Below are 17,946 nucleotides of genomic sequence, written 5' to 3' on the forward strand. Positions count from 1 at the left end.
TGGGAGAACCCTGTGAATCGGGCGCCGCCACCGCGCACCGCCGCCACGGCCGGGGCCGTGGCGGCGCCTCTCTCACAGGAAACGCCGAGGGACGCGGCTTCCGCGGATGCGCACCCGGCCCCGGTCAGGAACCGGGAAGCTCACCGCGGACCGTGTGGGCGGCGGCCACCAGATTCTCCAGCGAGGCCCGGATCTCGGGCCAGGCGCGGGTCTTGAGACCGCAGTCGGGGTTGACCCACAGCCGTTCCGCGGGGATCGCCCGCAGGCCGGTGCGCAGCAGTCCGGCGGCCTCCTCGGCGCTCGGGACACGGGGGGAGTGGATGTCGTAGACACCCGGTCCGGCCTCGCGCGGGTAGCCGTGGGCGGCCAGTTCGCGGGCGACCTGCATGTGGGAGCGGGCGGCCTCCAGGCTGATGACGTCGGCGTCGAGGTCGTCGATGGCCCGGACGATGTCGCCGAACTCGGCGTAGCACATGTGGGTGTGGATCTGCGTGTGCGGCCTGACGCCGCCGGTGGTGAGCCGGAACGCCTCGGTGGCCCAGGCCAGATAGGCCGGGCGGTCGGCGGAGCGCAGCGGCAGCGTCTCGCGCAGCGCGGGCTCGTCGACCTGGATGACCGAGGTCCCGGCGGCCTCCAGGTCGCCCACCTCGTCGCGCAGGGCGAGGGCGACCTGGCGGGCGGTGTCGCCGAGGGGCTGGTCGTCGCGGACGAAGGACCAGGCGAGCATGGTGACCGGGCCGGTGAGCATGCCCTTGACCGGGCGCTCGGTGAGGGACTGTGCGTACGTCGTCCAGCGCACCGTCATCGGCTCGGGGCGCGAGACGTTGCCGGCCAGGACGGGCGGGCGCACATAGCGGGTGCCGTAGGACTGGACCCAGCCGTGCCGGGTGGCGAGGAAGCCGGTCAGCCGCTCGGCGAAGTACTGCACCATGTCGTTGCGTTCGGGCTCGCCGTGCACCAGGACGTCGATCCCGGTCTTCTCCTGGAAGGAGACGACCTCCTCGATCTCGGCCTCGATGCGCTCCTCGTAGCCGGCCGTGCCGATGCGTCCCGCCCGCAGGTCGGCGCGGGCGCCGCGCAGTTCGGCGGTCTGCGGGAAGGAGCCGATGGTGGTGGTCGGCAGCGGTGGCAGATTCAGCTGGGCCCGCTGTGCGGCGGCGCGCTCGGCGTAGGGCCGCGAGCGGCGGGCGTCCGCTTTTGTGACGGCCTCGGTGCGGGTCCGGACGGCCGGGTCGCGGGTGATCGGCGATCCCGCGCGGGAGGCCAGGTCGGCGCGGTTCGCGGCGAGTTCGGCGGTCACGGCGCCGGCGCCGTGGGACAGCCCCCTGGCGAGGGTGACGGTCTCGGCGGTCTTCTGCCGGGCGAAGGCGAGCCAGCGCAGGACCTGCGGCTCGATGTCCCGCTCCGCGGCCGTGTCGAGGGGGACGTGCAGCAGGGAGCAGGAGGCGGACACGTCGACGCGGTCCGCCAGGCCCAGCAGGGTGCCCAGCGTACTGAGGGAACGGGACAGGTCGTTCACCCAGATGTTGCGTCCGTCGACCACCCCGGCGACCAGGCGCTTGCCGGGCAGTCCGCCCACGGCGGCGAGTTCGTCCAGGTTGGCGGCGGCCGGCCCGGTGAAGTCCATGGCCAGACCCTCGACCGGCGCCTTGGCCAGCACGGGCAGGGCCTCGCCCAGACGGTCGAAGTAGGAGGCGACCAGCAGCCGGGGCCGGTCGGTGAGGGCGCCCAGAACGCCGTAGGCGCGGGCGGCGGCGTCCAGTTCGGCCGGGGTGCGGTCCTGGACGAGGGCCGGCTCGTCGAGCTGCGTCCACTCGGCGCCGGCCGCGCGCAGGTCGGCCAGGATCTCGGCGTACACCGGCAGCAGGCGGTCGAGGAGGGTGAGCGGCTCGAAGTCCGCGGCGACGCCCGGGGCGGGCTTGGCGAGCAGCAGGTAGGTGACGGGGCCGACGAGGACGGGGCGGGCGGCCAGGCCCAGGGCGCGGGCCTCCCGCAGCTCGCCGACCTGCTTGGCGGAGTCGGCCGTGAACACCGTGTCCGGACCCAGCTCGGGCACCAGGTAGTGGTAGTTGGTGTCGAACCACTTCGTCATCTCCAGCGGCGCCACGTCCTGGGTGCCCCGCGCCATGGCGAAGTACCCGGCGAGCGCGTCGGCGGCGACGGCGTCCCGGTGGCGCTCGGGGACGGCACCGACCATGACGGTGGTGTCCAGTACGTGGTCGTAGTACGAGAAGTCACCGGTGGGGACCTCGTCGACGCCGGCCTCGGTCAGCTGCCGCCAGGTGGCGCGGCGCAGTCCGGCGGCGGTGGCGTGCAGGGCGTCGGCGTCGACACGGCCCCTCCAGTGGCCCTCGATCGCCTTCTTCAGCTCCCGGTTCGGGCCCTGCCTGGGGTAGCCGTACACGGTGGCGTGTGCGGTCGCGGACGTACTGGTCACGGAGATCTCCTTCGCGAGACGAATCCCTGAGATCCCGGCGACGGGACGAGAGCGCGAAGGGCGACGGCACCGGCGGTGCGACCTGGCGCGGTACGGCGCCGCGGTCCGCCTGGTGTGTACGCCGACCCGCCCTCGAGGTCACCGGGATGTCCGCGCACGAGCGGGTCGTACGCGGGCAGTTGGCAGGTCTTCGGACTCGTGGGCGCGTCCCCTTTCGCAAGGACACCTACTGGCCGTCGCTTCCCAGGTCCTTGTCGCCGGACCCAGTGCGTATGACGGCGGTCGTTCCCACTCACCGCTGCGGGGCAGTCCCGGATTCCCACCGGGTTCCCTCTTGCGACGCCTCCCGCCTGGCGGACGGGGCGAACCAGCTGCGCCGGCCAGCCTATCGGGTCCGCGCACGGGCGCGACCGGTCGTGTCCGGCATGCGGACGGTGCGGTGGGAGGACCCCGGGCCGTGCGCAGGCTCGGCGGCACCTCCCGTCGGCCGGCGGCGGAGCGGGCCTCCGGACGCCCCTGTGCCCCGCTGTTCGCCGTCCTGCGTCCCCGTTCGGGGGTGGCCAAGTGCCCCCCCGCCCGGCGGAAAGGGCGTTGTGGTCGTCCGTCGTCGCCCCCACCCTTCACTCATGTCCCCCGCCGACCCGCGCCCGGCCACCCGCGCCGTCACCACCATGGAGGCCGGGGCACGGGAGAACGGAGCGGCGCGGGCCGTCGTCCACCTGCATCTCGACTCCCGGCCCACGACCGGCACCGCGCTGTTGACGGAGCGGGGCTGGAGCGTCGTGCGCCGCCACCACGTCCTGCGCCGAGGCGGACCGTGCGCGGGTGCACGAGCTGCACCGGCGGGCGTTCGCGGACCACTTCGACTTCGGGCCGCGCGACTGCGCGCTCCGGCTGAAGGACATCGGCGCCGAGCGGCTGGACTGGTCCCTGGTGTGGATCGCCGCCGTCGACGGCCTGGGGGACACCGGGTTCCCGCTGGCCCGGGACGACCGTGAGGCCATGGGCCGGATCCGCAACCTCGGTGTGCTGCCCGAGGCCCGCGGTCGCGGTCTGGGGGGCCTCCTCCTGCGGCACGCCTTCGCCCGCTTCGCCGCGCGGGGCCGGGACACCGTGGGCCTCGGGGTCGGCACCGCGGACACCACCGGCGCCCCGCGGCTGTACGGCCGCAACGGCATGACGGTCCACTACGCGGTCGAGGACGGCCATGAGCGAACGGGCCTTCACCCGACGCTTTCGCGCACAGACGGGGGACAGCCCCGCCGTCTGGCGGGCCCGCGCACGCCTGCTCGCGGCCGTCCCGCTGCTGCGCACCGCGTCGGTCAGCGAGGTCTCCGGCCGGCTCGGCTACGCCTCGCCCGCGGCCTTCACCGCCGCCGACCCCGACCTGATGACCCTCCCGGTGGGCCTGGCCACCGTGAAGGACGCCTACGGCATCCAGTACGCCCGGTCCATGGCCTCCGCCCTGCTCGCCGCGCTGCCGCTGATCGCGGTCTTCCTCCTCTTCCAGCGCCGCATCGTCGACTCCGTGGCCACCACAGGCCTCGGCGGCGCCTGACCACCCCCGTCCCACCCGCCGCACACACGGGCCCGGCACCCCCGCGCCGGCCCACCGATCGACTGGAGCATGTGTTGCCCACTCACTGCGCACCGCGCCCGGAGTACCCGCGACCGCAGTTCGCGCGCCGCGACTGGCTCAACCTGAACGGCGCCTGGCAGTTCGAGACCGACCGGGGGGACAGCGGCCTCGAACGCGGCCTGCTGGACCGCGAACTGGCCCACGAGATCCTCGTCCCCTTCCCGCCCGAGTCCGAGCTGTCCGGCATCGGCGACACCGACTTCCTGGAGGCCGTCTGGTACCGCCGCGCCCTCAGCCTGCCCGCGCACTGGGCCGGACGCCGGGTGCTGCTGCACTTCGGCGCCGTCGACCACGACACCACCGTGTGGGCCGACGGCACGGAGGTCGCCCGCCACCGCGGCGGCTTCACCCCCTTCACCGCCGACCTCGGCGACATCGCCGGGACTGGGAGGGAGGTCGTCGTCACCGTCCGCGCCCGCGACCCCAAGTCCGGCCCGCAGGCGCGCGGCAAGCAGGCGGTCCGCTACGCCAACCACGACTGCAACTACACCCGGGTGACCGGCATCTGGCAGACCGTCTGGCTGGAGCCCGTCCCCGAGACACATCTGCGCCGCCCCCGGATCACCCCGGACCTGGCCGGCTCCGCCTTCCACCTCGAACTGCCCCTGTCCGGCAACCGGCCCGGCCACCGGGTGCGCGCCGTCCTCAGCGACGCCTCCGGCGAGGTGAGCCGTGCCGAGGCACGCGCCGACCTGGACCTCGCCCCGCGCCTGCACCTGCCGGTGCCGGACGACCGGCGCCGCGAGTGGAGCCCCGAGGACCCGCACCTGTACGACCTGCGCCTCGAACTCCTCGACGCGGCGGGGCGGGTCGTCGACGGCGCGGAGAGCTACGCCGGGCTGCGCGCCGTGGGCATCCGCGGCAAGGCCGTCCTGCTCAACGGGCGCCCGCTCTTCCAGCGACTCGTCCTCGACCAGGGCTGGTACCCCGACGGGCTGATGACCGCGCCGAGCGACCAGGCACTGGTGCGGGACATCGAACTGGCCGTGGCGGCCGGCTTCAACGGGGCCCGGCTGCACCAGAAGGTCTTCGAGGAGCGCTTCCTGTACCACGCGGACCGCCTCGGCTACCTGGTCTGGGGCGAGTTCGGCGACTGGGGCTGCGAGACGGGCGGCTCCTCGGGCGACAACCAGCAGCCCGACGCCTCCTACGTCGGCCAGTGGCTGGAGGCGCTGGAGCGCGACTACTCGCACCCCTCGATCATCGGCTGGTGCCCGCTCAACGAGACCTACCAGAAGCTGCACGACCGCATCACCCGACTGGACGCCGTGACCCGGGCGATGTTCCTGGCCACCAAGGCCATGGACACCACCCGGCCCGTCGTCGACGCCTCCGGCTACGCCCACCGGGTCGCCGAGACCGACGTCTACGACTCCCACCACTACGAGCAGGACCCGGCCGCCTTCCGGCAGTTGATGTCCGGCCTCGCCAAGGACGACCCCTTCGTCAACGCCCACGAGAGCGGCGCCCGCTACTCCCTGCCCTACCGCGGCCAGCCGTACTTCGTCAGCGAGTTCGGCGGCATCTGGTGGGACCTGGAGGCCGCCGCCGACCTCTCAGGAGAGGACCGCACCGTCTCCTGGGGCTACGGGCAACGCGTCCACGACGAGGACGAGTTCCACGAGCGGTTCGGCGGCCTCACCGCGGTGCTGCTCGACGACCCCGCCATGTTCGGCTACTGCTACACCCAGTTGACCGACGTCTTCCAGGAGCAGAACGGCATCTACCGCTTCGACCGCGGCGAGAAGCTCGACATCGCGCGCGTCCGCGCCGCACAGCGGCGCCCGGCCGCGATCGAGCAGCAGGACACTCCCTAGCCGGACCCGCGGGCCGCAGGCGGTCACCGCCTGCGGCCCGCACGCGGTCGGACACGCGGTCAGAAGGGCCGGTCGCCCTCGATGGCGACGCGTTCGGCGACGCGGCGCTCGGAGCCGTAGTCGCCCACGGCGTAGTGCTGGGTGGCGCGGTTGTCCCAGAAGGCGATGTCGCCGGGCTGCCAGTGGAAGCGCACCTGGTACTCGGGGACGTGCGCCTGCTGGAACAGGAAACGCAGCAGGCGGTCGCTCTCGTCACGGTCCATGCCGGTGATGTGGGTGGTGAACGACGTGTTCACGAACAGCATGCGCCGCCCCGTCTCCGGGTGGGTGCGCACGACGGGGTGCTCCACGGGCGGGAAGAGGTCCTGGTGCGGGATCAGCCGCTCCGGACCGTAGAACCTGGCGAAGCCCGGGATGAAGTCGTGCACGGCGCGGGCGCCGTCGACCCGGTCCTTCACCTCCTGGGGCAGGTTGTCGTAGGCCGCCGCCATGTCCGCCCACATCGTGTCCCCGCCGAACGGCGGGACCTCGCGCAACTGGAGGACGGCGCCGAGCGCGGGCCGCTCCCGGAAGGTGACATCGGTGTGCCAGACGTTCTCGTACGTCGGCGCCGCCCCGGCGCCCTTGTCGAACCGGGCGACCTCCTCGCTGGCACCCGCCGTGAGCAGGGGATTGGTCTCCAGCTCGCCCCAGTGCCCGGCAAAGGCGCGCTGCTGGTCGGAGGTGAGGTGCTGGCCGCGGAAGAACAGTACCTTCCACTCCAGCAGGGCCCGGTTCAGCTCCTCGCGCAGCGCGGGAGCGAGCGGCCGGGACAGGTCGACGCCCCGGATCTCGGCGCCGATGGTGCGCGCCTGCGGAACGACCTCGAAGCGTTCGTAGGGCCGTTCCTCCCACCCCTCGGGCAGCCTGCGCAGCGTGCGCCGGCCCTCGTACAGGCCGTCCCCCGGGATGTGTGTCTCGCGCAGTTCGACGGTCGGACCGGCGGTCGTGACGGTCATGAGAGTCCTCCCCTTGTGTGTGCTGGTTCGGGTCGGGCCACGGCAGTGCGGCATCGCCGCCGGATGGCCGGGAAAACGGAAGTGCTCCGAGCTGTTCGCCGGGAGGGAAGAGCGCCTCGCCTTGACGCGGCGTGGGTGCGTCGAGCCCTTGGCTCGGGGGCGGCCGGTTATCGGCCGGAGCGCTCACATCCGGTTCGCTCGGGCACGCGGGGACACTCCGCCGTGGTGCCGAACCGGTATGTGGTCATGGCCCCGATTGTGTGATCTTCCCCGGCTTATGTCAATGGGCGGCCGGGCAACCGGTCAGACGCGGTGCGGAGCGAAGGGCAGCAGGACGTCTCCTTCGGGCCGTACGACGCCGTAACTGCTCTCGGGCATCCTGTTCCAGACGCCGGGCAGATCGCCCAGGGGCTCCGACACGATCAGGCGGGTCGCGTCGGACGCCCCCCGCAGCAGCGGCAGCCCGGGATGGAGGGCGCGCAGGGTGTCCACGCGGCTGCTGTAGTAGAGCGAGCGGGAGGCACCCTCGCTGGAGTAGCGGAAGGCCCACAGCCCTCGCCCGTCGGTCACGGCGACGGTCATCTGCAGCGGGTACTCCACGCCGTGTTCGTGACCGATCTTCTCCACCAGCCCCGCCATCCGGGCCACGGCGCCCGGCGGGTTGTGCTCCAGGCCCAGCGTGAGGGCCAGGAAGAACATCAGCTCCGAGTCCGTCGACCCCTCGATCTCGGGGAAGAGCCGGGGGTCGACCGCCAGGGCGAGGTCGCGCCTGAGCCGGTGGAACTCGGCGATCGCGCCGTTGTGCATCCACATCCAGCGGCCGTGGCGGAACGGATGGCAGTTGGTCTGCTGCACCGTGCTGCCCGTCGAGGACCGGATGTGCGCGAAGAACAGGGACGAACGGACATGGCCGGCGATCTCGCGCAGATTGCGGTTGTTCCAGGCCGGTCCGGTCTCCCGGACGATCGCGGGCGTCCGCATCTGCGGGCCGAACCAGCCGACGCCGAACCCGTCCCCGTTGGTCGTCTCGACGCCCATCCTGGAGTGCAGGCTCTGGTCGATCAGCGAGTGCTCCGGCTGGTACAGGATGGTCTCCAGCAGCACGGGCGTTCCCGAGTACGCCAGCCATCGGCACATCGTCCGCCGCCTCCCTCGTCCTCGGCACCGTGCGCGGTGCCCGATCCTCAGTCGACCGGCCAGGTGTGGACCGGGGCGTTGAGATGCATGTAGTCCATGTACTGCCGGGTCATCCGGCGCAGGGACTCGTGGCGGCCGGGACGCGCGCAGGCGTCGATGCGGTGGAACATCTCCTTCTGCCAGACGGCGCCGTTGCGGGCGGTGGCGCACCGCTGCTCGATGATGCCGAGCAGCGGCTCCCGCCAGGCCGCGTCCATGCCGGAGAGTTCCAGTCCCCGGTGCGCCAGCGGCAGCAGCCGCCGCAGGACCAGTTCCGGCACGGTCACCTCGCCCACGCCGGGCCAGTACAGGTGTGCCTCGATGCCGTGCCGGGCGGCCGTGTGCAGGTTGTCCTCGGCGACCGAGAAGGACATCCGCGACCACACCGGCCGCTCCTCCTCCACCAGGGCGCGGGTGAGCCCGTAGTAGAAGGCTCCGTTGGCGAGGGTGTCGGCGACGGTCGGACCGGCGGGCAGCACGCGGTTCTCCACCCGGACGTGCGGCTTGTCGTGGGCGACGGCGTACACCGGCCGGTTCCAGCGGTAGATGGTGCCGTTGTGGAGGGTGAGTTCGCCCAGTTCGGGGATGTCGCCGCGATCGAGTGTCTCGGCGGGGTCCTGCTCGTCGCACAGGGGAAGCAGCGCGGGGAAGTAGCGCACGTTCTCCTCGAAGAGGTCGAAGACACTGTTGATCCACCGCTCCCCGAACCACACCCGGGGCCGCACCCCCTGTGCCTTGATCTCCTGCGGCCGGGTGTCGGTGGCCTGCTCGAACAGCGGGACACGGCTCTCGTGCCACAGCTCCTTGCCGAGCAGGAAGGGCGAGTTGGCGGCGAGCGCCACCTGGACGCCGGCGATCGCCTGGGCCGCGTTCCAGTAGTCGGCGAACTCCTCGGGGGAGACCTGGAGGTGGAACTGCGTGCTGGTGCAGGCGGCCTCCGGCGTGATCGTGTCGGCGTAGGTGCGCAGCCGGTCGACGCCGTCCACCTCGATGTGCAGGTCCTCGCCCCGGGCGGCGAAGACCTGGTCGTTGAGCAGCCGGTAGCGCGGGTTCTCCGAGAGGGCGGCCTCGCCCACGTCCGACTGGCGCAGCGTGGGCAGGATGCCGACCATGATCAGATGGGCGCCGACCGACGTGGCGCGGTCCTCGGCGTGGTTCAGGGCGGCCCGGATCTCGGTCTCCCAGGAGTCGGGGCCGCCCGCCGTCAGCCGGCGGGGCGGGATGTTGATCTCCAGGTTGAACCGGCCCAGCTCGGTGGACCAGGCCGGGTCCGCGATCGCCGCGAGCGCGTCGCTGTTGCACATCGCCGGCTCGCCCCGGTCGTCGACCAGATTCAGCTCGATCTCCAGTCCCACCTGGGGCCGCTCGGTCTCGAACCGCGACTCGCGCAGCATCTGCGCGAAGGCCTCCAGGCACTGCTGCATCTTGATCCGGTACCGGCGGCGGTCCTCACGGGTGAAGACCTGCGCCGGGACGTCCCGTCCCATCGGTCCTCCCGGGTTGCCTTCCTCGGACGCCTCTCAACCCCAGCGTCGCACCACCCGGCGCCCCTCACCAGGCGGGACGGGGCCCACCGCGCCGTGCGCGATGGGCCCCGTCCCGTTCCGGTGGGCGTGCGGGCGGTCAGTCCTTCACAAGGCCGGACTCCCGCACCACGATCTTCGCGGAGGTGCGGCCCGCGGGCGAGGAGCCGTAGCCCTCGATCCTGTCGACCACGTCCGTGCCCTCGACGACCTTGCCGAAGACGACGTGCTTGCCGTCCAGCCAGGGGGTGGGCACCGTGGTGACGAAGAACTGCGAGCCGTTGGTGTTCGGGCCCGCGTTCGCCATGGAGAGCAGGTACGGCTCGGTGTGCTTCAGCTGGAAGTTCTCGTCCGCGAACTTCTCGCCGTAGATGCTCTTGCCCCCGGTGCCGTCGCCCCGGGTGAAGTCACCGCCCTGGAGCATGAACTGCGGGATCACCCGGTGGAACGGGGATCCCGCGTAGCCGAAGCCGTGCTCGCCGGTGGACAGCTCCAGGAAGTTCCTGGCGGTCTTGGGGGTGACGTCCTCGAACAGCTCGAAGACGATGCGGCCCGCATCCTGGCCGTCGATGTCGATGTCGAAGTAAACCTTGGAATTGCTCATCGCACCATTGTGACGTGCCGGGCCCGGCGGTGCCGAACCGGCTGCCCCTTCAGCGTGTGGCGAGCAGTTCGAGCGTGTCGATCACACGGTTCGAGAAGCCCCACTCGTTGTCGTACCAGGCGACCACCTTGATGTGGCGGCCCTCGACGCGGGTCAGGGCCGAGTCGAAGATCGACGAGGCCGGGTTGCCGGTGATGTCGGAGGAGACCAGCGCGTCCTGCGAGTACTCCAGCACGCCGGCGAGCGGTCCCTCGGCGGCGGCGCGGTAGGCCGCCAGCACGTCCTCGCGCGTCACGTCCCGGGCGACGGTCGTGTTCAGCTCGACGATCGACCCCACCGGGACCGGCACGCGGATCGAGTCGCCCGACAGCTTGCCGTCGAGGTTCGGCAGCACGAGGCCGATCGCCTTGGCCGCGCCCGTCGTGGTCGGCACGATGTTGACCCCGGCGGCGCGGGCGCGGCGGGGGTCGCGGTGCGGGCCGTCCTGGAGGTTCTGCTCCTGCGTGTAGGCGTGCACCGTCGTCATGAAGCCGTGCTCGATGCCGGCCAGCTCGTCGAGCACCGAGGCCAGCGGCGCGAGCGCGTTGGTGGTGCAGGACGCGTTCGAGACGATCGTGTGCGCGGCCGGGTCGTAGGCGTCGGTGTTCACGCCGTACGCGAGCGTCACGTCGGCGCCGCTCGACGGCGCGCTGACCAGGACCTTCCGTGCGCCCGCGGTGAGGTGGGCGCGGGCGGCGTCGGCGGAGGTGAAGCGGCCGGTCGCCTCCAGCACGATGTCGACCTGCAGTTCCTCCCACGGCAGCCGTGCCGGGTCGCGCTCGGCGAGCACCTTGATGCGGTGGCCGTCGACGACGAGGGCGTCCCCGTCGACCGTCACCGGGCGGCCCAGCCGGCCGGCCGTCGAGTCGAAGGCGAGCAGCCGTGCCAGGGCGGCCGGTTCCGTGAGGTCGTTGACGGCGACGACCTCGATCTTGCTGTCGCGTTCGAGCAGCGCGCGCAGCACATTGCGTCCGATGCGGCCGAATCCATTGATGCCGATGCGTGTCATGAGCGATGTCCCTTCGTTCTGACCGGGTCCTGCGCCACCCAGGTTCGCGCGCTCCGCACGCCCGCGGGAGAGGCGTGAGTGCCATGGTTCGAAAGGATCGCGCCAGCCACCTCGGCGACCGGGGCGGGGCAGCCCCTCCAGTCGCCCTAGTCGCCCCGGGCGAAGGTGCGCCGGTACTCGCCGGGTGTGGTGCCGAGGATGCGCCGGAAGTGCAGGCGCAGGTTCGTGCCGGTGCCGAGGCCGACGTCGGCCGCGATCTGCTCGACGCTCCGCTCAGAGCGTTCGAGCAGCTCACGGGCCATGTCGATGCGGGCGCGCATGACCCACTGCATCGGCGTGTACCCGGTGTCCTCGACGAAACGCCGGGAGAAGGTGCGTGCCGACACCGCGGCGTGCCGGGCCAGCGTCTCCAGGGTGAGCGGCTCGCCGAGCCGGCGCAGCGCCCACTCGCGGGTGGCGGCGAACCGCTCGCCCAGCGGCTCGGGGACGCCGCGCGGCACGTACTGCGCCTGACCGCCGCTGCGGTAGGGGGCCGCGACGAGCCGCCGGGCCGCGTGGTTCGAGGCGGCCACCCCGAGGTCGCCGCGGAGGATGTGCAGGCACAGATCGATGCCCGAGGCGGCGCCCGCTGAGGTCAGTACGCTGCCCTCGTCCACGAACAGGACATTCTCGTCGACCCGGACGCGGGGATGCCTCGCCGCGAGCGCGCGGGTGTAGTGCCAGTGCGTCGTGGCCCGCCTGCCGTCGAGCAGACCCGTGGCGGCGAGCGCGAAGGCACCCGTGGAGATGGCGGCGAGCCGGGCGCCCCGGTCGTGGGCCGCCGTCAGCGCCTCGACGACGGTCCCCGGCGGGTCGTCGACATCGGGGGACCGGTAACCGGGGAGGAAGACGACATCGGCCCACGCCAGCGCGTCGAGGCCGTGGGCGACGTGGTACGACAGGCCGTCGCCGCCGGTCACGAGGCCGGGTTCCGCACCGCACACCCGCACCTCGTACGGCATGCTCGCGCGCGTCGTGAACACCTGCGCCGGAATGCCGACATCGAGCGGCTTGGCGCCTTCGAGCACGAGAACGGCGACGCGACGCAGGCGGGAGGACGACACGCGGCACAGCGTACGGGGGAGATCCCGGCAGGACGGGCACCACGCCCGGCCCGGACGCACTGGCCGGATGAGGCCGCCGTACCGAAGGACGTTCCGAGCGGCCGGTGCCGAGGGGGACACGGCTGATTTAGAGTGACTTCCGCCAGTGCGCACCACGGACCTGTGAGGTACTCACCAGCCATGACGACCGAAACGTTTGAGTTCCAGGTAGAGGCGCGTCAGCTCTTGCAGCTGATGATTCACTCCGTCTACTCGAACAAGGATGTCTTCCTGCGCGAGCTTGTCTCCAACGCCTCCGACGCGCTCGACAAGCTGCGCCTCGCCGCCCTGCGGGACGACGCCCCCGACGCCGAAGTCAGCGACCTGCACATCGAGTTGGAGGTCGACAAGGAGGCACGCACGCTCACCGTGCGGGACAACGGCATCGGGATGTCGTACGACGAGGTCACCCAGCTCATCGGCACCATCGCCAACTCGGGCACCGCCAAGTTCCTCCAGGAGCTGCGCGAGGCCAAGGACGCGGCCGGGGCGGACGGGCTCATCGGCCAGTTCGGCGTCGGCTTCTACTCCGGCTTCATGGTGGCGGACGAGGTCACCCTGGTCACCCGGCACGCCGGCGAGACCCAGGGCACCCGCTGGACATCGCGCGGCGAGGGCACGTACACCCTGGAGAAGCTCGACGAGGCACCGCAGGGAACCTCGGTCACCCTGCACCTCAAGCCGGCCGACTCCGAGAACCAGCTCCACGACTACACCTCCACCTGGAAGATCAAGGAGATCGTCAAGCGGTACTCGGACTTCATCACCTGGCCGATCCGCCTGGTGCCGGAACCGGGCGAGGACGGCGCCGAGACACCCGAGGCCGAGACGCTCAACTCGATGAAGGCGCTGTGGGCCCGTCCGCGCGACGAGGTGTCCGACGACGAGTACCACGAGCTGTACAAGCACATCGGCCACGACTGGCGCGACCCGCTGGAGACGATCCGGCTCCAGGCGGAGGGCACCTTCGAGTACCAGGCCCTCCTCTTCGTGCCCTCGCACGCCCCGCACGACCTGTTCACCCAGGGCTACCGGCGCGGCGTCCAGCTCTATGTGAAGCGCGTCTTCATCATGGACGACTGCGAGGAACTGCTGCCGCCCTACCTCCGGTTCGTCAAGGGCGTCGTCGACGCCCAGGACCTCTCGCTCAACGTGTCCCGCGAGATCCTCCAGCAGGACCGCCACATCCGCATGATCCAGCGCCGGCTGACGAAGAAGGTCCTGTCCACGGTCAAGGACCTGCGCTCGTCGGCGCCGGAGCGCTACGCCACGTTCTGGCGGGAGTTCGGCGCGGTCCTCAAGGAAGGGCTGGTGACCGACTCCGAGAACCGGGACGCGATCCTCGCCGCCTCCTCGTTCGCGAGCACGCACGACGCCGAGGAGCCGACCACGCTGAAGAGCTACGTGGAGCGGATGAAGGACGGCCAGGACGACATCTACTTCATGACCGGCGAGTCCCGGCAGGCCATCGAGGACTCCCCGCACATGGAGGCGTTCCGGGCCCAGGGCGTCGAGGTCCTGCTGCTCACCGATGCCGTGGACGAGGTCTGGGTCGACGCGGTGGGGGAGTACGAGGGCAAGCGGCTGCGCTCGGTCGCCAAGGGCGAGATCGACCTCGGCGGGGAGCAGGACGACAAGAGCGACGCCGAGAAGGAGAAGCAGGGCGAGGAGTACGCCGGGCTGCTCGGCTGGATGACGGAACACCTCGGCGAGGAACGTCAAGGAGGTCCGCCTCTCCTCGCGGCTCACGGTCTCGCCGGCCTGCGTCGTCTCCGACGCGGGCGAGCTGACGCCCGCCCTGGAGAACATGTACCGGGCGATGGGCCAGGAGGTCCCCAGCGCCAAGCGAATCCTCGAACTCAACCCGGAGCACCAGCTGGTGAAGACCCTGAACCGGGCCTACACCGACCAGCGGGACCGCACCGAACTCACCGAGACCGCCGAACTGCTGCACGCGCTCGCGGTCCTCGCCGAGGGCGGCCGGCCGAAGGAGCCGGCCCGGTTCGTGAAGCTGGTGGCGGACCGGCTGGAGCGCACCGTGTAGGCGTGCCGGTCAAGCCGTGAGGCCCCGTGGCGAAACCACCACGGGGCCTCACGGCTGTCCACGCCCGAACACGGCCGGCGGCGCCGGCCAACGGCGCACGCAGCGCCCGGGGCGAACCTCCACCGCATGGTCACGGCCGGAGTTCGGAACCGAAGTCCCGTCCGGTTAGTCTGAGTTGACGATCCAGCGCACGCCGTCGCGAAAGCCGCCCCGGCGCGCGCCCCGTCATGCGAACGCCTGAAGGGCAATTCCTGTGTCACAGACCCCCCACTCGTCCCACCGCAGAAAGCACTCCCTGTCCCGGCGCGGCGTCATCGGCACCGCCGCCGCCGTGGCCGCGGGTGCCGGACTGACTCCGGCGGTGTTCGCGGTCACCGGCTCGGACGACGGCGACACGCAGGCCGCGAAGCCGAAGACCCCAGGAACGAAGGGCGAGGACTTCCCGGCCACCCGTTCCGCCGCGGCCGCCGGCACCGGCAGGGCCGCCACCGCCTTCGCCGCCTCCTACGTCGGCCTCCGCTGGAGCGGCCGGCGCGACGGCGCCGGCATCCGCTTCACCGACGGCGACGCCGCGCCCGACGAGTGGCAGACCCTGGGCGGCGGCTGCGCCACCGTCGACGGCGGCGGAGCGGCCCTGGTGGCCGCGGGCGCGGCCACCGCCTACGAGGTGCGCGCCGCGGACGGCGCCACCGGCCTGCGCACGGTGGCGATCGACACCACCGGCGGCCCCCGGCGCACCGTCGAGGTGCCGACGGAGCCCACGCGCGTACGGGGCGTGAGCTATCTGTCCCGGCCGGCCTGGGGTGCCGACGAGTCCAAGCGGTACAAGGACGGCGAGGTCAACTCGCCCGAGCAGTACTACCCGTTGCAGACGATCACCGTCCACCACTCGGACACCCCGAACGACGACCCGGACCCGGCCGCGACCGTCCGGGCGATCTACGAGTACCACGCGGTCACCCTCGACTGGGGCGACATCGGCTACCACTTCCTGATCGACGAGGCCGGCGTCGTCTACGAGGGCCGCTACTCCGGCGAGGACGGCATACCCGCCTTCGACGGGGACGGCAACCTCGTCACCGCCTTCCACACCTCGGGCTTCAACTCGGGCAACCTCGGCATCACCCTCCTGGGCAACCTGACCGAGCAGGCACCCACGGAGGCGGCCAAGGCCTCGCTGATCCGGCTGATCAAGGTGATCGCCCGCCTCGGCGGCCTGGACCCGCAGACGCGGACCACGTTCGTCAACCCGGTCGACGGTGCCACCAAGGAGGTGGCCGTCGTCAGCGGACACCGCGACTGGCTGGAGACCGACTGCCCCGGCCGGACCATGTACGACCTGCTCGCCGAGGTACGCGCGGCGGCCGCCCGCTGACCGACGGCGCGCGCGGGCCCGCGGGCCGGGGTGTACGGACGTGCACTCCCGGCCCGCGGCCCCCGCCCCGTGCCGTCAGCGGCCCTTAGCGCACAGCGCCGCGTCCACCGCCCCCTGGAGGTGGCGCAGGGCGTCGCCCTCGGCCGCCACGGTGGTGGTGTAGACGGTCACGGTGCCCCGGCCGCCCGTGGCCCGGCCGCCGCCCACCGAGTCGCCGGGCAGATCGCCGCCGTGGCCCCAGTAGGCCCCGCCGCAGCTGAGCGGGATCGAGGCGACGCCGTAGCCGTAGCGGCTGCCCGCCGGGTAAACGTCCCGGCCGCCGACGTCGGTGGTGTCCCGCGTCATCAGGCGCACCGCCCAGCCGGGCAGGAGCCGGCCCCCGAACAGCCCGTCCCAGAAGGCGTTGAGGTCCCCGGGAGTGGAGACGAGCCCGCCGGAGGCGCCGAACTCGTACCCCGGAAGCTCGGTCACGTCCACCGTGCCGGCCTCCGGATGCGCGGGGTTGACACCGTAGTTGCGGGCGTGCGGTCCACGCAGGCCCAGTTCGCCGGGCGCGGGCCAGTAGGTGTCGTCAAGGCGCAGCGGGCGCAGGACCGTTCGCTCGATGTACGTACGGAAGTCGACGCCCGTCACCTTGTCGATCACCATGCCGAGCACCAGGTAGTTGGTGTTGGAGTAGCCCCAGTCGGTGCCGGGCGCGAAGTCGGGTTCCTCGTCGAGCGCGAGGGCCAGGTAGTCCTCGGGCGTTCCCGGCCGGCTCCAGTCGACCAGCGCCGAGTACTCCGGCAGCCCGCTGGTCTGCTTCAGCAACTGCCGTACGGTGATGCCGCTGTGGGCCAGCTGGGGCACATGGGCGCCCGCGCGGTCGTCGAGCCCCAGCCGCCCGTCCGCCACCAGCCGCATCACGGCCGCCGCGGTGAACGGCTTGGTGTTGCTGGCGAGCCGGAACCGGCCCCGTTCGCCGACCATCGGCCGGCCCGAGTCCAGGTCCGCGACGCCGGAGGTGCGGGTGGTCCCGGCGCCGTGGGCGAGCGCGCCCGGGACACCGTCGCGCTCGGTGAGCAGGTCGAGCCGGTGTTGCACCGGATCCGTCTGGTGGGCCGCCGCCGCGGGGGCGAACGCTCCGGTGACGGCGGCGGCGAGCAGGACTGCGGCGGCGAGGCGCTTGCGGCGCATGGGTCTTCCCCCTGGCTGGTCGTGGCCGCCCGGTATGCGCGGGCGGATCGGTCCGTACACCGACGACCTTGGCAGGGGCCCGGCGCGGGAGCATTGGGATCAGCCCCCGGAACAGGGGTGTACCAACCACCCCCCCTGCGCGCCGCAACCGGCGTGCCGCCGGCTGCGGCGCGGCGATCAGGGACCACCCGCCTCGGTAAACTGGCGCCCGCCGCAGCGCACCGCACCTGACGAGGAGGCCCGGATGCCGGCACACGACCCGTCCGCCGCCTCCGCGGACGCGGCGGGGGCGGCCGTACCGCCCACCGCGCCGGTCCGGCAGGTGCTCTCCGACAGCGTCTACGAGGACATCAAGGCCATGGTCATGGACCATGGGATCGCCCCCGGCGCCCGCGTCGGCATCGAGGCCCTCGCCCGCACGCTCAACGTCTCCCCGACCCCGGTACGGGAGGCCCTGGCCCGGCTGGAGTCCGACGGCCTCGTCGTCAAGCGCTCCCTGTCCGGGTACCGGGCGACCGCGCTGCTGACCCGGCAGGGCGTGGAGGAGCTGTTCGAGATGAGGTTGCTCCTGGAGCCACGGGCCGCCGCGCTGGCCGCCCGCAACGCCGACGAGGCCCAGCTCGACGCCGTCGAAACCATCCTGGAGGACATGCAGGCCCACCCGGGCCCCGCCGGACCGTACGCCGCCTACCGGGACTTCGCCGCCCTGGACCAGCGCTTCCACGACGCGGTCGCCGAGGCCGCCCACCGGCCCCTGCTCGCGGACGCGGTGGAGCGCCTCCACGCGCATCTGCACATCTTCCGCCTGAGCAGCCTCCAGAGCGAGGGCGCCCCGACCCTCGCGGAGCACGAACGCGTGGTCCGCGCGATACTGCGCCGCAGGCCCGAGCGCGCCGCCGAGGCCATGGCCGACCACCTCACCCGAAGCCTGGAGCGCCGCCTGAGCCGGTTCGAGCGGGAGTGACGG

Annotated in this window: 11 protein-coding genes, 3 pseudogenes and 1 riboswitch; of the genes and pseudogenes, 6 read left to right on the forward strand and 8 right to left on the reverse strand. The window is 72.3% G+C overall.

Going from position 1 to position 17,946, the window contains the following annotated elements; genetic code table 11:
• Positions 1-124 precede the first annotated feature (124 nt).
• Positions 125-2,437: a 5-methyltetrahydropteroyltriglutamate--homocysteine S-methyltransferase gene (metE, locus tag AC4IHM_RS31195; protein WP_490870315.1), complete on the reverse strand. Its 2,313-nt coding sequence runs from the start codon at positions 2,435-2,437 to the stop codon at positions 125-127.
• 164 nt (positions 2,438-2,601) lie between these two features.
• Positions 2,602-2,824, reverse strand: a riboswitch (cobalamin riboswitch).
• 290 nt (positions 2,825-3,114) lie between these two features.
• On the opposite strand from metE, the pseudogene AC4IHM_RS31200 reads away from it, so the two are divergent.
• The 3 genes and pseudogenes from AC4IHM_RS31200 to AC4IHM_RS31210 form a co-directional block, all read left to right on the forward strand.
• Positions 3,115-3,637 (forward strand): annotated as a pseudogene (locus tag AC4IHM_RS31200) (GNAT family N-acetyltransferase); the annotation flags it as partial.
• Between the two features lie 4 nt (positions 3,638-3,641).
• Positions 3,642-3,995 (forward strand): annotated as a pseudogene (locus AC4IHM_RS31205) (helix-turn-helix domain-containing protein); the annotation flags it as partial.
• 74 nt (positions 3,996-4,069) lie between these two features.
• Positions 4,070-5,893 carry a glycoside hydrolase family 2 protein gene (locus AC4IHM_RS31210; protein WP_490870993.1) on the forward strand — a complete coding sequence of 608 codons (1,824 nt, stop codon included), beginning with the start codon at positions 4,070-4,072 and terminating at the stop codon, positions 5,891-5,893.
• A gap of 59 nt (positions 5,894-5,952) precedes the next feature.
• Here the strand turns inward: AC4IHM_RS31210 and AC4IHM_RS31215 are convergent, their stop codons facing one another.
• The 6 genes from AC4IHM_RS31215 to AC4IHM_RS31240 all read right to left on the reverse strand — a co-directional run bounded on the left by AC4IHM_RS31215 (position 5,953) and on the right by AC4IHM_RS31240 (position 12,345).
• The gene (locus AC4IHM_RS31215; protein WP_490870316.1) at positions 5,953-6,891 is read right to left on the reverse strand and encodes a TauD/TfdA dioxygenase family protein; all 939 of its coding nucleotides are present in this window, start codon (positions 6,889-6,891) and stop codon (positions 5,953-5,955) included.
• A gap of 303 nt (positions 6,892-7,194) precedes the next feature.
• Positions 7,195-8,028, reverse strand: a complete 834-nt coding sequence (locus tag AC4IHM_RS31220) for a class II glutamine amidotransferase (protein ID WP_490870317.1) — start codon at positions 8,026-8,028, stop codon at positions 7,195-7,197.
• A gap of 47 nt (positions 8,029-8,075) precedes the next feature.
• Positions 8,076-9,554, reverse strand: coding sequence for a glutamate-cysteine ligase family protein (locus AC4IHM_RS31225; RefSeq protein ID WP_490870318.1), 1,479 nt, complete (start codon positions 9,552-9,554; stop codon positions 8,076-8,078).
• A 136-nt stretch (positions 9,555-9,690) separates the two neighbouring features.
• The gene (locus AC4IHM_RS31230; protein WP_490870319.1) at positions 9,691-10,194 is read right to left on the reverse strand and encodes a peptidylprolyl isomerase; all 504 of its coding nucleotides are present in this window, start codon (positions 10,192-10,194) and stop codon (positions 9,691-9,693) included.
• 49 nt (positions 10,195-10,243) lie between these two features.
• The gene (gene gap / locus AC4IHM_RS31235; RefSeq protein WP_490870320.1) at positions 10,244-11,242 is read right to left on the reverse strand and encodes a type I glyceraldehyde-3-phosphate dehydrogenase; all 999 of its coding nucleotides are present in this window, start codon (positions 11,240-11,242) and stop codon (positions 10,244-10,246) included.
• Between the two features lie 146 nt (positions 11,243-11,388).
• Complete coding sequence (locus tag AC4IHM_RS31240) at positions 11,389-12,345, reverse strand: GlxA family transcriptional regulator (protein ID WP_490870321.1); 957 nt, start codon at positions 12,343-12,345, stop codon at positions 11,389-11,391.
• A gap of 180 nt (positions 12,346-12,525) precedes the next feature.
• Between AC4IHM_RS31240 and htpG the strand changes: the two are divergent.
• Both htpG and AC4IHM_RS31250 read left to right on the forward strand, forming a co-directional pair.
• A pseudogene (htpG, locus tag AC4IHM_RS31245) lies at positions 12,526-14,428 on the forward strand (molecular chaperone HtpG).
• Between the two features lie 253 nt (positions 14,429-14,681).
• Positions 14,682-15,803, forward strand: coding sequence for a peptidoglycan recognition protein family protein (locus tag AC4IHM_RS31250; RefSeq protein ID WP_490870322.1), 1,122 nt, complete (start codon positions 14,682-14,684; stop codon positions 15,801-15,803).
• 75 nt (positions 15,804-15,878) lie between these two features.
• Here the strand turns inward: AC4IHM_RS31250 and AC4IHM_RS31255 are convergent, their stop codons facing one another.
• Positions 15,879-16,979: a serine hydrolase domain-containing protein gene (locus AC4IHM_RS31255; protein ID WP_490870323.1), complete on the reverse strand. Its 1,101-nt coding sequence runs from the start codon at positions 16,977-16,979 to the stop codon at positions 15,879-15,881.
• 244 nt (positions 16,980-17,223) lie between these two features.
• Here AC4IHM_RS31255 and AC4IHM_RS31260 point away from each other — a divergent pair, with 244 nt between their 5' ends.
• The gene (locus AC4IHM_RS31260; RefSeq protein ID WP_490870324.1) at positions 17,224-17,943 is read left to right on the forward strand and encodes a GntR family transcriptional regulator; all 720 of its coding nucleotides are present in this window, start codon (positions 17,224-17,226) and stop codon (positions 17,941-17,943) included.
• Positions 17,944-17,946 lie beyond the last annotated feature (3 nt).

The sequence above is a fragment of the Streptomyces sp. SL06 genome, from assembly GCF_058244745.1.

Bases quoted from the DNA above. Each gene is read 5' to 3' on its own strand.
- gap (WP_490870320.1), bottom strand. From the start codon at position 11,242: ATGACACGCATCGGCATCAATGGATTCGGCCGCATCGGACGCAATGTG.
- AC4IHM_RS31215 (WP_490870316.1), bottom strand. From the start codon at position 6,891: ATGACCGTCACGACCGCCGGTCCGACCGTCGAACTGCGCGAGACACAC.
- AC4IHM_RS31220 (WP_490870317.1), bottom strand. From the start codon at position 8,028: ATGTGCCGATGGCTGGCGTACTCGGGAACGCCCGTGCTGCTGGAGACC.
- AC4IHM_RS31260 (WP_490870324.1), top strand. From the start codon at position 17,224: ATGCCGGCACACGACCCGTCCGCCGCCTCCGCGGACGCGGCGGGGGCG.
- AC4IHM_RS31225 (WP_490870318.1), bottom strand. From the start codon at position 9,554: ATGGGACGGGACGTCCCGGCGCAGGTCTTCACCCGTGAGGACCGCCGC.
- AC4IHM_RS31255 (WP_490870323.1), bottom strand. From the start codon at position 16,979: ATGCGCCGCAAGCGCCTCGCCGCCGCAGTCCTGCTCGCCGCCGCCGTC.
- AC4IHM_RS31230 (WP_490870319.1), bottom strand. From the start codon at position 10,194: ATGAGCAATTCCAAGGTTTACTTCGACATCGACATCGACGGCCAGGAT.